This window comes from Streptomyces sp. NBC_00012, from assembly GCF_045040875.1.
Classification (GTDB): Bacteria; Actinomycetota; Actinomycetes; order Streptomycetales; family Streptomycetaceae; genus Streptomyces.
The window spans coordinates 33,625-47,461 of sequence record NZ_CP108311.1; the positions used below are offsets into that span (position 1 = coordinate 33,625).

The 13,837-nt window shown below is 67.2% G+C and carries 13 protein-coding genes, 1 pseudogene and 1 CRISPR repeat array; of the genes and pseudogenes, 4 read left to right on the plus strand and 10 right to left on the minus strand.

What is annotated here, in order from left to right; genetic code table 11:
• Positions 1-290: 290 nt before the first annotated feature.
• Both OHA19_RS44530 and OHA19_RS44535 read right to left on the minus strand, forming a co-directional pair.
• Positions 291-1,025 carry a hypothetical protein gene (locus tag OHA19_RS44530; protein WP_331734417.1) on the minus strand — a complete coding sequence of 245 codons (735 nt, stop codon included), beginning with the start codon at positions 1,023-1,025 and terminating at the stop codon, positions 291-293.
• Entirely contained in the window at positions 1,025-1,594 is a 570-nt protein-coding gene (locus OHA19_RS44535; RefSeq protein WP_331734418.1) for an RNA polymerase sigma factor, read from the minus strand. Before OHA19_RS44535 ends, OHA19_RS44530 begins: the two co-directional genes overlap by 1 nt.
• Before the next feature lie 665 nt (positions 1,595-2,259).
• Here OHA19_RS44535 and OHA19_RS44540 point away from each other — a divergent pair.
• From OHA19_RS44540 to OHA19_RS44550, 3 genes are all read left to right on the plus strand, one after another.
• Positions 2,260-2,994 (plus strand): HNH endonuclease family protein, encoded by a 735-nt coding sequence (locus tag OHA19_RS44540; RefSeq protein ID WP_331734779.1) that lies wholly within the window; start codon positions 2,260-2,262, stop codon positions 2,992-2,994.
• A gap of 170 nt (positions 2,995-3,164) precedes the next feature.
• On the plus strand, positions 3,165-3,887 hold the full coding sequence (locus OHA19_RS44545) for an IS6 family transposase (RefSeq protein WP_331734422.1): 723 nt from the start codon (positions 3,165-3,167) through the stop codon (positions 3,885-3,887).
• A 580-nt stretch (positions 3,888-4,467) separates the two neighbouring features.
• Entirely contained in the window at positions 4,468-4,989 is a 522-nt protein-coding gene (locus OHA19_RS44550; RefSeq protein ID WP_331734689.1) for a hypothetical protein, read from the plus strand.
• A gap of 698 nt (positions 4,990-5,687) precedes the next feature.
• Here the strand turns inward: OHA19_RS44550 and OHA19_RS44555 are convergent.
• The 4 genes and pseudogenes from OHA19_RS44555 to OHA19_RS44570 all read right to left on the minus strand — a co-directional run bounded on the left by OHA19_RS44555 (position 5,688) and on the right by OHA19_RS44570 (position 10,189).
• Positions 5,688-6,020: a hypothetical protein gene (locus OHA19_RS44555; RefSeq protein WP_331734424.1), complete on the minus strand. Its 333-nt coding sequence runs from the start codon at positions 6,018-6,020 to the stop codon at positions 5,688-5,690.
• 246 nt (positions 6,021-6,266) lie between these two features.
• Positions 6,267-6,380: pseudogene (locus OHA19_RS44560) on the minus strand (XRE family transcriptional regulator); the annotation flags it as partial.
• 67 nt (positions 6,381-6,447) lie between these two features.
• A CRISPR array of direct repeats spans positions 6,448-7,418; the repeat unit is 29 nt; unit sequence CGGTCGTCCCTCACGCGCCCGGGCCAGAC.
• Between the two features lie 17 nt (positions 7,419-7,435).
• On the minus strand, positions 7,436-8,992 hold the full coding sequence (locus OHA19_RS44565) for an RNA-guided endonuclease TnpB family protein (RefSeq protein WP_331734425.1): 1,557 nt from the start codon (positions 8,990-8,992) through the stop codon (positions 7,436-7,438).
• Positions 8,993-9,076: 84 nt separating this feature from the next.
• Positions 9,077-10,189, minus strand: a complete 1,113-nt coding sequence (locus tag OHA19_RS44570) for a hypothetical protein (RefSeq protein ID WP_331734785.1) — start codon at positions 10,187-10,189, stop codon at positions 9,077-9,079.
• A 57-nt stretch (positions 10,190-10,246) separates the two neighbouring features.
• Between OHA19_RS44570 and OHA19_RS44575 the strand changes: the two genes are divergently transcribed.
• The gene (locus tag OHA19_RS44575) at positions 10,247-10,417 is read left to right on the plus strand and encodes a hypothetical protein (RefSeq protein WP_331734428.1); all 171 of its coding nucleotides are present in this window, start codon (positions 10,247-10,249) and stop codon (positions 10,415-10,417) included.
• Between the two features lie 184 nt (positions 10,418-10,601).
• On the opposite strand, the gene OHA19_RS44580 is transcribed toward OHA19_RS44575, so the two are convergent.
• The 4 genes from OHA19_RS44580 to OHA19_RS44595 all read right to left on the minus strand — a co-directional run bounded on the left by OHA19_RS44580 (position 10,602) and on the right by OHA19_RS44595 (position 13,825).
• Positions 10,602-11,240: a DciA family protein gene (locus tag OHA19_RS44580; protein WP_331734430.1), complete on the minus strand. Its 639-nt coding sequence runs from the start codon at positions 11,238-11,240 to the stop codon at positions 10,602-10,604.
• A 365-nt stretch (positions 11,241-11,605) separates the two neighbouring features.
• Positions 11,606-12,874: an MFS transporter gene (locus tag OHA19_RS44585; RefSeq protein ID WP_331734432.1), complete on the minus strand. Its 1,269-nt coding sequence runs from the start codon at positions 12,872-12,874 to the stop codon at positions 11,606-11,608.
• A 65-nt stretch (positions 12,875-12,939) separates the two neighbouring features.
• The gene (locus OHA19_RS44590; protein WP_331734434.1) at positions 12,940-13,197 is read right to left on the minus strand and encodes a hypothetical protein; all 258 of its coding nucleotides are present in this window, start codon (positions 13,195-13,197) and stop codon (positions 12,940-12,942) included.
• A gap of 25 nt (positions 13,198-13,222) precedes the next feature.
• On the minus strand, positions 13,223-13,825 hold the full coding sequence (locus tag OHA19_RS44595; protein ID WP_331734788.1) for a hypothetical protein: 603 nt from the start codon (positions 13,823-13,825) through the stop codon (positions 13,223-13,225).
• Positions 13,826-13,837 lie beyond the last annotated feature (12 nt).

Below are 13,837 nucleotides of genomic sequence, written 5' to 3' on the forward strand. Positions count from 1 at the left end.
AAACTTCCTAGGTGTCGGTGCCGTCGACCGGTTGTGTCAGGAGCGTTGCTGGAGCCAGAGTGCGATGAGGCTGGCGGCCAGAGTGCCGGCGCCGTAGCACAGGCCGCGTACGAAGTGGCTTGCGGCAGGGCGCCGCTGAGCGAGGGCCCACCTGCGCAGGCGCGACAGGCCTGGGGGCCTTTCCGGGCAGGGCTTTGCAGTGCTCATTTCTGGATCCTTGGTTCGAGGGCAGGCCGGTTGGGCCCTGCGGCTGGTTGCCGAACAGGGCGGGACGAGGATCGGCAAGGTCGTCAGCGGCGGACGAGTGCGGTCTCAGGCAGTCCTTCGGGCAGGCGGTCGTTCAGGACGAATGAGGCCATGGCCTCATTGGTCGGCGTTGGCGCGGAGCTTGCGATGTCGCGGCCCGGGGGGGCGGCTCGGGCGAGGTGCATCGGGAAGGGCAGGTGCTTGTCGGCGGTGAACCCGAGAAGTCGGGAGTGCGCGCACCAGACTCTGGCTTCCGGGACGGTTCCTTTGGCGGCGTGGTACAGGGCCAGGACGTGGGCGGCGAGGGCGTTTTCGGCACCAGCTGCGAAACGCCACCAGTAGAGGGCGCTGTCGCGCCGGCCGAGGATGTAGAGGAGGCAGGCGAAGGCGCAGGCTCCGGTTGCGTCGTAGTCGAGGTCGAAGGCTGCCATGAGGGTGGCGGCGTTCTCGGCGCTGAGGATTGTTTCGCACAGCTGCCGGAGGTGGTTGAGCGTGACCGCCGGCTGGTCGGCTGGGTTGCGCGTGACGACCGGGAGAGGGCGGCGTCGGAGGCCGCGCCGGATGGCGGGACGGGTGAAGCGCTGACGCTGCGGGTTGAAAGAAGGGGGTGTGCAGGTGTCCGCGGAGAAGGAGCGTGTGGGGTCGTCGTGGACTCTGGGCGGACGGGTCGCGTGTTCTTCGATGCGTGTGGAGAGCCGGTTCATGAAGTCGTCGGTGTCGTGGGTGCTGAGCATGTCGTGCAGGACCTGTGCTTCGGCGCGCAGTGTCTCTTCGAGCATCAGGAATCTCCTCCATTCCTCGGTTCGGGGGGAGTCATGAGAGCTTGCAGGGCTTTGAGCCCGAGATGGACGTTGGTCTTGGCCGCATTGGGCGTGATGCTGAGCTGGTGGGCGATCTCGACGAACTCCATCTCCTCGATGTAGCGGAGCCGGACACACTCCGCCTGCTTCGGTGCCCGGTCCTGAAGGATGGCGCGGGCCCGGTCAAGCCGGTCGTATCCGCGAAGCTCCAGCAGGTCGTCCGCGGTTGGGGCGTGCAGGAGCCCGGAGTGGGGGATCTCCCGGCTGACGAGACGGGCGCGGCGTCGGTAGAAGTCGATGCTCGTGGCGTGCACGATTCTCCGGGCAAGGGCCAGAGGGTTGTTGTGGGCCTTGATCTTGGGCCACTTGTTGTGGATCTTCAGTGCTGCGTCGAGGACCGCTTCGTCCGCGTCGAACAGGTCGCGAAGGTGGCTGATGGCGATGCGCAGGAACTCGTCCTTGTGGCGGATGAGGAAGTCGCGGAACTCGGCGTCCATCGGCTGCTGTTCCGGGGCGAGTTCGTGGCTCTCGTGGGGGCCGCCGTTCACAGTGCCCCCTTGTGGGCAGGCGGGTGGGACGGCCGTGGGCACGCGGTGCGGTAGGACGCGCGAGCCTGCGAGGCGGTCAACCGGTAGGCGCCGGGTTGTACCAGCGGCGTGTACCAGGCCCTGAAAAGCCTCACGGACTCCTCCTCTTCTTCCAGTTCGAGACCCGGCGTGCGCCGTTGCGCGCCGGGGGCTTTTTGCACCCCTACACCGATCAGGAGCCCCCTCAGAGTTAGGCGTGAGACGCACGTTCGCTCATGTTGTGTGATCAACCAGTTACTTAACGGCACCTGACCTGCACATCTACTCACATGGCGTGACCAATCTCACACGCTCCGTAGGTGTAGCGGGAGGTCCCAGCGTCATCCACCGCGCGCACTGGTCCGGGAAGCCGGGCACCCCCGAACAGGCCACCGAGGCTGTGGCTGAGCACCGAGGTCTCCATCCAGGGATGGGCCGGTGACCGGCTTCATGGTGATGGCGTCGAAGACGCAGGCCTTCTCGAACTCGCGCATCCCCGTCCGCCACCGCAACATCAACGGTCCCGTCGCTGAATGCCGTACTGCCGCAGCAAGGCTTACCACCTGCACATTTGACCGTCTGTCACCAGCCCATCCACTCCTGCCATCATGAGGGCGCACCAGCCCCTGACCTGCCGGAGTACCGCTGTGACAGCACGTCGCCTCGCCCCGATCGCCACCGCCCTCCTCATCGCATCCCTCGCCGGGTGCAATCCCAGCGCGGCCAAGTCCGACTCCGATTCCAAACCCTCGGCCCCCGCCGCCTCCCAGCCGGGCAAGGAGTCCGCAGCACCCGGCGCACCTGCGGGCGGCAACGACCTGTCCCTGGCCGAGGCCATCGCCAAGATCCCCGCCGGTACGGAGAACCGCACCGGGTACGAGCGCGATTCCTTCCACCTGTGGGTCGACGCGGACAAGGACGGCTGCGACACCAGGAAGGAGGTGCTGATCGCCGAGGCAGTCAAGGCGCCGACTCAGGGCGCGCGATGCGCGCTGAGCGGCGGCGAGTGGCTGAGCTACTACGACGAGGTCACCGTGACCGCGGCGACCAAGCTGGACATCGACCACGTCGTGCCGCTCGCCGAAGCCTGGGACTCCGGTGCCTCGAAGTGGGATGCGGACCGGCGTGAGCAGTACGCCAACGACCTCGGCGCCGACCGGTCGCTGGTCGCCGTCACCGCGAAGACCAACAGGAGCAAGGCCGACCGGGACCCGGCTGAATGGCTCCCGCCGGCCGCGTCCGCACAGTGCACGTACGGTGCCGACTGGGTGGGCACCAAGCTGCGGTGGAAGCTCACCATGGACGACAAGGAGCGCGCGGCCCTGGAGAAGCTGGCCAAGGACTGCGCGGACACCGTCGTGAAGTACAAGGTCGCCCCCTGACCAGCAGTCAGGCACCACACCCTCACCTCATCCGGACCACGGTGAGGGTGCCGTGCCGGCCGGACCCGGCCAGCACCTCCACGACCAGGTCCGTCTCCACCCGTGTGTACGGCACTGTCACGTTGGCTGGCCAGGTGGGATGATCTTCGGGTTGGTCATGGTGGAGGGGGTTGTCCGTGGACAGTGCGCCGTCGTACAGGGGGCACCGGTACCCGGTCGAGGTGATCTCCCACTGTGTGTGGCTGTACTTCCGCTTCCCGCTGTCGTTCCGCGAGGTGGAGGAGCTGATGCTCGAGCGCGGTGTGATCGTCTCCTACGAGACCGTCCGCCGCTGGTGCGCGAAGTTCGGCCAGGCCTACGCCAACGGCCTGCGCCGCCGGCGACCCCGGCCCGGCGACAAGTGGCACCTGGACGAGGTCTTCATCAAGATCAACGGAGAGCAGAAGTACCTGTGGCGAGCCGTCGACGCCGACGGCAACGTGCTCGACATCCTGGTCCAGAACCGGCGGGACACCGCTGCGGCCAGGCGGTTCTTCCGTCGGCTCCTCAAGGGAATCGGGGCCGTGCCGAGGGTGGTCGTCACGGACAAGCTCCGTTCCTACGGCGCGGCCCACCGCGAGGTCATACCCTCCGTCGAGCACCGTGCCCACAAGGGCCTCAACAACCGGGCTGAGAACAGCCACCAGCCCACCCGACAACGCGAACGCGCCATGAAAGGCTTCCGCTCCGTCGGCGGAGCCCAGCAGTTCCTGTCCGCGTTCAGCGGCATCTCACCCCACTTCCGCCCTCACCGCCACCTGATGACAGCCTCCGACCACCGAGCCGAGATGACCGTCCGCTTCGCCATCTGGGACCAGATCACCCAAGCTGCCAGCCGGCCCACCACGGCCTGACCCCAGGCCCGAAGCGCAAGCCCACCACGCCCCGACGCGCCATCAGACACTCACACACCCAACAACGTGACAGCGCCCCTGCGACAGTTCCATCCACTCGTGCGACATCGGCCCCGTATCCCCTCGTCTTTGAGCGTGGCCAGCATGATAGCTGAGCGGGGCAGCCCCAGAGGGGGCACGAGATCAGCTCGATCCTTGCCCATCAGGCCATTCCGGTCCGGCACTTCGTCCTCCACACCGACCAAGACGCCCTCCGCGGACGCATCGCGGGCGAACGACCTTCCGGCGCCAAACGTCGCAGGTGACAACACGCCTGCCTATGTGACAACTACCGTGCTGCGGCTCATGGGCGGTGTGACTGAGCGCTTCACTTGGCGGGTGAGCGGTTCACTTGGCGGACGTGCGCAAAGGGCAACGGCCGGCCTTCTGAGCCGGGACCCGGTAGTTGGAACCTGATCTTGATTGTTGGCACCAAGTCTTGATGGCTGACGCCGAGGCCTCGCCCTGTCAACGATCGCGATCTTTACCAGAGCCCGTAAATCCCCCGGTTCCTGCTGTGTGAGCCACTAGGTTGGTGCGCGTGGAGACGCGGGGGCAGAGGTATCGGTATGTGGGGCCAGCTGAGCCGAAGGCGCTCGTCCGGGCGGGTGGTGAGGGACGGAGCATCCGCTCGTCGGCGGACTTCGGCGAGTGGGTCTCTGCGCTGTCCCTGGATGAGTTGGCCGAGCCGTTCACGTTCGTCGTCGATGACGGCGGGGTGCTGCGACTGGCTCCGCGCCGCAGCGAGCACGTGGTGTGTGCCGGCGGCGGAGAGGTACTGAGCGCCGGCGAGATGAGCTTCCGTGAGGAGTCCGGGCGGTGGGTGGTCCAGGAGGTCAGCAACCAGTCGACCGGCTACTGCCCGGACGTCAGCTCATGGCCGTCCGTTGCCGAGGCTCTGGATCGAGTCGGGATCCATCGACCGTCCGGGTTCACGCACGAGGTGGTCTTTCGCCGATGCCGCTCCTGCCGGGAGCTCAACATCGTGCGGGAGGAGGACTTCGTATGCGTCTTCTGCGGCGAGAACCTGCCGCGGGGGTGGAACGTCAGGGAGCCCGGGTGACTGGTCAGACCGCGAAGATCGCATCGCGTTGCGAGTGCGGCAGCATGGCGGTGCGACAGGTGAACCAGTTCATCCTTCACGATGAGTTGTGGTGGGACTCGGAGTTCTCTTGCGGGTCCTGTGGCACTTGCCTGTGCGAACACGCTGGTCCGGGACCAGCGCCTGATGACGTTCGGGGGGCTCTGCTCGCAGCGCACGGGTCCGCCAGGCTGCGGTTGGTCGGTTCGGTTCCCAGTCTCGTGCCGGCCTTGAAGGTCTTTCGGGAGGTCTCAGCGGCCTCGTTGTCGCGGGCTCGTGAACTGGTCGGGGAACTGAGCCACGACGGTCTGGTGGGGACGTTGTCGGAGATGGAGTTCCTGAAGGCCCGGCTGCAGATGCGTGGAGTTCCCGTCGACGTGGATCGGTAGCTTTCCCCGGAGGACCTGAAGGTCAGCTGCGGACCGGCGGTGCCACCATGAGAGATCCGCAGGGGAGCGGTCACGGACGCCGCGATCCCGGGATTGCTCGGACCCGGTGTCAACATGAATGGCAATCCACCGCAGGTTGCAAGAAGCGTGACCCGATGGTTCCAACAAACGTGTCCCGCAAGGTCAAACCCTCCAGGTCACCACACCACGTTGGTTCCAACTATCTTGTCCCGGCTCATCTTCGCTGACGAACCGGCGGGCGGCAATGCGCGCCCGCTGCAAGGCCGCCGTCTACAGGCCAAGGGCCAGCAGGATCGTGACCGTCGGCGGGACGGTCGCGACCCGCCCCGCCCAGCGGCCCGCCATGGCCAGGGCGGGGTGGCGTCGGCACAGCCAGAAGGTCACCACGAGCAGTGGAGTGGCCGTCCAGGATCCAAACCAGCAGGCCCTGACGACCGCCACGGTCTGAGGATGAGCCTCCGCGGCCATTCCTGCCAGGGCCCCGAAGACAAACGCCACCGGGATCAGGGCCACCGCCAAGGTCGTGACCCACCGCAACGCCGCGTCCGTCGTAGACGTCTCGGCGGCGCGGTCGGTGGTCAGGGAGGGTGTTGTCTCGTGCATGGGTACAGCCAATCGACTCCGGCGCCGGTTCGCTTGCGCGGGTGTACTCAGGGTCGGCAGGTCTTCGTGCTCATCATGCGCAGGCAGCTGCTCAGGGCCGTAACACGGAGCTGCGGGCTGTGGCCAATCTTGAGTTGCAAGCAGTCGAGACCCCGTTTCGCAGGACATTCACCAACTCAAGCGCTCACCCGCCAAGTGAAGCGCTCAGTCACACCGGGAATTCAGCGGTCATATTTATGCCTGCTTTCAGTAATCCAGGTCCAGGTAATCAATGTCATTGATTGCCACGTCCGACAGTCCCATAGCGCGACCGCCGCCGTCCTGAAAATAGACTTCCTTAAACCCTTCAGCGATGATCTTCTACTTCCGGTCGTCCCTCACGCGCCCGGCCAGACGCGGTCCGCGCGAGGCTGCCGGGATGATCTCTCGGTCGTCCCTCACGCGCCCGGGCCAGACAACACGACTGGCTCGGTGCCCACGCAGGTCTCCGGTCGTCCCTCACACGCCCGGGCCAGACCGGCTGCGGTGGTGGCACGGGTGGATTCTGTGCGGTCGTCCCTCACGCGCTCGGGCCAGACGGGTCGACCTTCCGGAGCCTGCCGTTGAGACGCGGTAGTCCCTCACGCGCCCGGGCCAGACTCCTCGTCGAGCGCTTCGAGCTGAGCGAGGAGCGGTCGTCCCTCACGCGCCCGGGCCAGACACCGCGTGCTGGACCCCGATCGCCTCCTGACGCGGTCGTCCCTCACGCGCCCGGGCCAGACGGGCCGGGGTCGGTCGGGACCTGCTGCGCCTGCGGTCGTCCCTCACGCGCCCGGGCCAGACGCCGGTGTGCATCGACATCTACTGCGTCGTCGCGGTCGTCCCTCACGCGCCCGGGCCAGACGACTGCGACGGTGACTGCGACGGCTTCACCTACGGTCGTCCCTCACGCGCCCGGGCCAGACTACGCCGCGGACAAGTCGGCGTCGAGCTGGTGCGGTCGTCCCTCACGCGCCCGGGCCAGACGTTGGCCGCCGTGACGCCGTCGATCCACGCGGCGGTCGTCCCTCACGCGCCCGGGCCAGACTCCGCCGCAGCCTGCCGGGCGTCCCGTACAGACGGTCGTCCCTCACGCGCCCGGGCCAGACGACGGCAGCGTCGCCCGCATCCAGTTGTTCAACGGTCGTCCCTCACGCGCCCGGGCCAGACTGGTTGTATGGGCCGACCAGGTGCAGTTCCACCGGTCGTCCCTCACGCGCCCGGGCCAGACGCTCTGTTCCGGGGCACCGGTGTCCGCCGGGACGGTCGTCCCTCACGCGCCCGGGCCAGACACGTGGATGGCGAGCATGGCAGGCCCACCGCGCTGCGCGCCCACTACGACCGCACGTCTCGGTCGTCCCTCACGCGCCCGGGCCAGACCTTCGTGACCTGGGCGTTCAGAACAGTTTTGCTTGTTCTTGGCGTGGGTTGGGGGACGTCGGTGGATTGCTCCGCCGAGGTGGCGCCGGGCTGGTGGGCCCGGCGTCTTCCCGTTTCTTCGCGTCCTGCTTCCCGGCCCGAGGGCCGGGAAGGCTGACAGATGCTCCGCGGGCGTTTTGGGTCTCCCCGCTACCAGGGGCGACCGTTCCTGCTGGTTGAGTGCCGTCGAGGACGGCGTGGGCTGCGATGTTGCGGGCGGCGTTGGTGTCGCGGTCGATCCGCAGTCCGCAGGCGTCGCAGTGGAACGTCCTGTCGGCCAGCGTCAGGCGTGGGTTTTGCCATGCGCAGGCCGAGCAGGTCTTGCTGGACGGCCACCAGCGGTCCAGGACCGCGAGCTGGGAGCCGTACCAGGAAGATTTGTAGGTGAGCTGGCGGCGCAGCTCGCCGGGGGCGGTGTCGAGGATGGACCGGTTGAGGCCGGCCTTCTGTCGCACTTTCTTGCCGGGTGCTGCCGTGGTGCCGCGGGCGGAGCTGGTCATGCCCGCGACGTTGAGGTCTTCGATCGCGACAACGGCGAAGCGGGTCGTGAGTTGCTTCGTGATGGTGTGGAGGGTGGTGTCGCGGTGTACAGCGACTTCGTGGTGGAGGCGGGCAACGCGGTGGCGTGCTTTGGTCCGGCGTGCGGAGCCCTTCTGTGTCCGGGACAGCGCCCGCTGGGCTTTGGCGAGTCGCTTCTCGGCTCGGCGTACGTGGCGGGGGTTGGCGAGGAACAGGGTGGCGGGGTCGTCGGGGGTGAGGGGTTGGGAGAGGGCGGCGAGGTGTTTGACGCCGAGGTCGACGCCAACAGTGCCGCGGGCCTGCTGATGGTGGGTCGGTTTGTCGGGCAGGTCGGTGGTGACCTTGCAGAGCACGGACGCGTACCAGCGGTGTCCGGCCCGTGACACGGTCACCGACTGCACGACCGCCCGGTCCCGTTCGACGAGCCGCGCGAGCCGCTTCCCGGAGTCGTGGATTCGAACCTCGCCGACGGTGGGCAGGCGCAGACGCCGGTACCCGGCCAGCCGGATCGAGGGCTTCTTCGCGTCGTGGTGCAGGCGGAACGCGTCCCGGGAACGGCCCTTCCTCTTGAACCTGGGGTATCCGACCCGGCGGCCGGCACGTTTCCCGCGCAGCGAGTCCAGCCAGTTCCCCCACGCACGGTCGGCGTCGATGAACGCGGACTGGAACGCGTAGGTGTTGACCTCGTACCACCACGGACACGGCCGCACGGGCCCCAGGGCCCCCTCGGGCAGGTCCGGGGCACGGGAGTCACCCTTGATCCGGTTCAGGTGCTTCTGAATCGACGGCTTCGTCGGAACCGGCACCCGGACCTGCTTACGGGCCTCCGCCTCCGCGACCCCCGCGTCGACGAGGGCCTGGACCTGCTGGCGCCACTGCTGATGTGCGGACACCTTCATACCGAGCGCATGGTTGAACGCCCAACGCGCCGCCCCGGCGTGACGTAGCAGCGCCTCTGCCTGGGCACGGGTCGGGTCCAGCGTGAACCGGAACGCTCGCAGCACTTCGGACCGCATGAACCCCTCCCTCTGTCTGCTCGCTGGTGCCAGATCGATGCCGACTTTAGGAGACGGCACTGACAATCACTCTGACCTGCGGGGCTACAGCGCCCCGCCTCCCACCCCGCCTCGGCCGAGCACCCGCCTCAGCTGGGGAAGCTTCCGTGTAAACGCGGCAATGAGAAAGGCCGCCAGAGCGAACGCCGAGAGAGGGAAAAACAGCAGTGCTGCTCCCTCCACGCCGAGTGCGGGGCCGAACACGAGGGCTGCCACGGCCGGGAGGCCGGCGAGGGCGAACACTACGCCCAGCCCTCTTATCTCCCTGACTTCAGGATCTGCCTCGGTGGGCAGTATCTCCGGATCCAGGAGTGCCCCGTACGCCGCCTGGGACTGGCGGGCGGCCACTGTGAGGGCCAAGGCGCCAAGCTCACGTACTGCAGGTTCGCGGTTCTCCACCAGTTCGGAGAGTTTGTCGGTAAACGCGGCGCGGACCCTCCGGCCGTGTTCGCGCAGTCGCTCGTGGTCGGCAATGTATTTGGCCTGCATGCCCGCGGCCGTTTTGGTGCTGGTTGTCACCGCTGTCACCAGCTGGGACACCTTCACGTGTACGTCGGTAAGCGCTTCGTTGCGCGTTCGGCCCGCCGGCGTGGAAGCGAGAGTGGCGAGTGCGGGGAGTGTTTCCAGGGCTTCGGATACCACTTGGTCGCCGTCCTTGGCGTACCCCTTCTTCATAGCAGCACGTTTGTCGGAGAACCGCCGGAACGAAGAGACAGCGAAGACCAGTACGCATGCCTTCGCGGCGAATTCCATCCCTTGGCCCACCTGCTCACGCTCTGCCTTCTGCCGCTCCTCCGCCGACAGCGGTTTGGCCCCAGGCGTCGTGTCCGGAGCAGTCACAGCGGACATCGCCACCACGACCAGAAGGAGGTAGCCCACCACGACCGACCGAATGAGTGCAGTCGCAAGAGCATCGCTCATGACCGCTAGACAGCTCTTCCACGCAGTACGGGAGGGCCGGACGTAGATCGCGTGGATGTCGTCCCAAGGCACCTCGTCCGCATGCCCGAGCGCGAGGGCGGCGGTACGTGCCTTCTCGATCCGCTCATCTGCCGCCGCGCTGTAGCAGGCCCGCAACCGGTCACGGTAGCCGAGCAGGGGTGCGACAGTGGGAATGCTCGGCGTTGTCAACAGCGTCCTCGTCTTCTGCCTGGTCACCGGTAACACCGTGACTATCGGGTCGGCCGGGTCGGCCCGGCGGTCTCAGCGGCTGGATTGCGTGATGCCGCTCGCGAGCTCGCCGACGAAGCCGAGAATCACCCGACCCACGGAGTCAAGGCGATGGGCGCGCCCGGTGCCAGGAAGCTGATCACCGTGGAGTCCTCGTCCTGCTGGCTGTACTTCGGTACGACGGCGCAGCCGGAGGATGACGACGGCCGCAAGTAGTACTGCCACATTGATCGTCGGCAGCCGTTGAACCTCCCGTCAGCCCGAGCCACCCTCACCTCAGAACCGGAGAGCAGCATCCCGGCTTCCTGTGTAGTGGGCGGGCAGTGATGTTATTGCTGGTTTGCCGGTGAATGACGGTAAACCGATCTTCTGGCTGGATCCCTCTCGAGCGAGCTGGGAATCACGCGGAACGTCCCACGTGACGAGGTCCGGCGGGCGTGGGCGTGACGGCAGGGAGCCCGGTGCGTTCGGCTGCCAGGCGTTGCAGGGCCCGTGCCCGGGAGGCATCACTGGACTGGGACCTGGCCGCGGCAGTACGGGCCTCCAGGCCGGCGAGCGCCTGGCGGCCGTCCCCGAACTGCTCCACCGGCTCACGGGCCTGGTCCCGGACCTGCCGCTCAGCGGCGGCCAGCACCTTGGGGTCCGTCTTCCTCTCGGGGGCCCAGGCGGCCCGGTGCGCAGTGAGGACCTGGTGGTACCCGGCCGAGGCGTCCGCCCGTGTCTTGACTGGCGCTTTCGCTGCGGCCGGGGTCGGCGCGGTGGTTGCAGTGCCCAGCGTGGCCGGACCGTGTGAGGAGTTGGCGGCGGTGAGTGCGGCGGGGAGGATCTCCAACTGCCGCACTGTGCCCGAGCCGACAGCCTCGTTGACCTTGGCGACGAGCTCCCGCTCGTGCAGGGATAACTGGGTTCGGTAGGCGGGTGTGGCCGGGCGCAGGTGAAGGGTGCGGGTCTCGTCGTCGTAGTGGACGGCGGCGACCTGCCGGGCGGGGGCGATGGTGGGCCACTGCTCCAGGATGCTGCCGCCGGCGGCGGGGGGCACTTCCGCCCGGCCGGATCTCTTTGCTACCGCAGCTGGCGACGAGCGGCCAGAGAGTTCAGGCGCTGGGGAACCGGCGCCGGAACCGTCCGACTCGGGTCTGATGCGGGTGGCCGCTGGAGTCTTGCAGCGCTTCCCGGCCGCCACCCCGCAGTCGGGGCAGGCGATCGCCACGAAGCTGATGGCGCTGGCGTCGCTTCCCGGTTCGTCCGCGGGGCCTCCAACACCTCAGCCAACCGCGCGGCTTCCTCCCGCAGCCCCTCCACCCGCGCCCGGGCAGCCGCCTCCCGCTCCTGCAGCATTCCCAGCACCGACGCCACCGCGCACCCCTCGATCATGAAGCGAACACAAGACGCCGCATGCCTCCCTCACCCCGAGCTAGACCATGCCTGACCAGCAGAAATCGACGAATCACGTTCGGTTGAGATACGGCTTCTGATGCCCCAGTCCGACCGGGCCAGCAGGGAGCGTTGGGAGACGGCCGCGAGGAGGAGCACTCCGGCACCCACGATGCCGAATACCCACCGTGCACCGTGCTGCCCGGCGAGCCAGCCGGCCGACAGGACGCTGACCGGGCCGGCGGCCGTAGTCAGGATCTGCGAGGCCGCGATCACCCGCCCCAGCATGTGCGGGGGTGCGGTCACCTGGAAGAGCATGGCCGTGAGCCGGGATATCTGAGACCCGTGGAACATCATCAGAGCAACGAGCGCACCGAGCGGCAGCCAGTGCGTCGCCCAGGTCATCAGCAGGATCAGCACACCCATCGCCGACGTCGAGCCGAGCATCAGTGGCCCCGACCGGAAGCGGGCCTGCAGCCGGGCGTAGGCCAGGCCTCCAAGGAATCCTCCCGCCGCACCCATCGCCATCACCGTGCCGATCTGCCAGCCGTTCAGGCGGAGTTCCTTCTGGAAGTAGAAGAGAAACATCAGATAGGCCGCTCCGAAAAGGAAGTTGAAGGCTCCTTGCCACATCAGGATCACCCGGAAGAGAGGGGTCCGGAGCGTGTACGTGAGGCCGTCCGCGGCTGAGGCGATAAAGCCCTGGTCTTCTGACTTCCGCGCGGTCTCCCCAACGAGACGGGCCGGCCAGCGGACGACGAGCATCATCACCAGTAACGGCACGAAGGTAGCAGCGGTGATCCACACGCTACCGGTGAGTCCGACGGTTGCGATGGCCACTCCGCAGAGGGCCGGACCAGACGCACGCGCTGTCGACAGGGCCATCTGCATGTACCCATGTGCCTGGGGCAGCTCTTCCGGAGGAACGATCCAGGCCAGGGCAGTGGAATCCGCCAACTGGTACAGCCGCACCAGGCCGTCGATGGCGAAGGCCGTAAGAAAGAGCAGGGGCGTCGAGAGCGCATGGGCGAGGAGGGCTGTTCCGGCTGTCATCAGCACGGCCGCCTCGACTGTCGCGATGCCGATGAGGAGTCCGCGTCGGCCGGTGCGGTCGACGAGGGCACCGCCGAACACGCTGACAACCAGTTCGGCCAGGTAGCCCGTGGCGAACATCAGGCTCATCAGCAGGGCCGAGTCCGTAATGTGCAGGACGAGCAGGGGCAGTGTGAGGTCGTAGAAGCCCTGAGCTAAGCGGTGGGCGAAGGCCCCAGAGACCAGTGCGGCGAGCGGGCGGTTCATCGGTCCTCCTGAAAAGCCGTCGGGGGGCTGCCGGATGGCCCGGCAGCCCCCCGAACGTGTGTGGCCTACTCGACGACGATCTCGAAGTGCTCCTTGAGGGCTTCGAGAGCTTCGGCGGAGGTGGCGCCGGTCACGGGGGCATGCATCCGCGCGTCGGGAGTGATCTTCCCGAGGAAGGTCGCCTGGGCGTTCTCGACAAGGTGGGGTGTGACGCACTCGATGAAGGCTTCGAGTCCCTGACGCTCGGCGGCGTCAGTGGTCGTCGACACGAGGCCGCGGAGCTCGTCCAGGGCGACATGCATGGGAGTCAGGACATCAGACATGGTTTCCTCATTCCTGTGTGTCGGATTACTGATTCCGCCGCGAGGCGAACCGGCTGATCTCGCCGTCCACCGCCACGTCGAAGGCTGTGTCGTAGGAGTCCCCGTTACGGAGAATCTCCTGTTGCCGCTTGAGGATGATCTGCAGCACTTCCGGGGGGAGCGGCAAATCGTTCACGCTGACCTCGGGAAAACGGGAAGCAGGCGTTTCGCCGGGCACGAAGGTCTGGTCGTTGCCGACGTTGTAGCTCGTGGTGGCCGAGGAGGGTGCGAACCAGACGGGTTCGGACCGCACCAGGATGTCGCGCATGCCGGAAAACTTCATCGCGATTCCCTGCGCGACGTGGAGTACCTTCCGCGGGTCGGGGGTGAAATCGAGCCGGACCAGTTCGTGCAGTGAGGGTGATCCCTTACGGCAGTCGACGAATTCGGCGGTGATCTCCTGCTTCGGATCCCCGAAGAACGTGAAGCGATTGAGGTGTCCGACGTGCAGGAGATAATCCCCCGATTCGTAGGCGTAGTAGTGGAAGTCGCTGACGAGCGGCCCTTCGTTCGCCACCAGGGTGTAGCTTCTGTCCCCGGTTTCCGCAAAGAAATTGCGCTCCCAGTGAAGTCCTAGAATGCTCGTCATGTGCCTGGCCTC

What these genes read in the sequence shown, in the direction of transcription:
- OHA19_RS44530 (WP_331734417.1), bottom strand. Translation starts at nt 1,025, where the DNA reads ATGCTCGAAGAGACACTGCGCGCCGAAGCACAGGTCCTGCACGACATG.
- OHA19_RS44555 (WP_331734424.1), bottom strand. Translation starts at nt 6,020, where the DNA reads ATGCACGAGACAACACCCTCCCTGACCACCGACCGCGCCGCCGAGACG.
- OHA19_RS44565 (WP_331734425.1), bottom strand. Translation starts at nt 8,992, where the DNA reads ATGCGGTCCGAAGTGCTGCGAGCGTTCCGGTTCACGCTGGACCCGACC.
- OHA19_RS44585 (WP_331734432.1), bottom strand. Translation starts at nt 12,874, where the DNA reads ATGAACCGCCCGCTCGCCGCACTGGTCTCTGGGGCCTTCGCCCACCGC.
- OHA19_RS44590 (WP_331734434.1), bottom strand. Translation starts at nt 13,197, where the DNA reads ATGTCTGATGTCCTGACTCCCATGCATGTCGCCCTGGACGAGCTCCGC.
- OHA19_RS44595 (WP_331734788.1), bottom strand. Translation starts at nt 13,825, where the DNA reads ATGACGAGCATTCTAGGACTTCACTGGGAGCGCAATTTCTTTGCGGAA.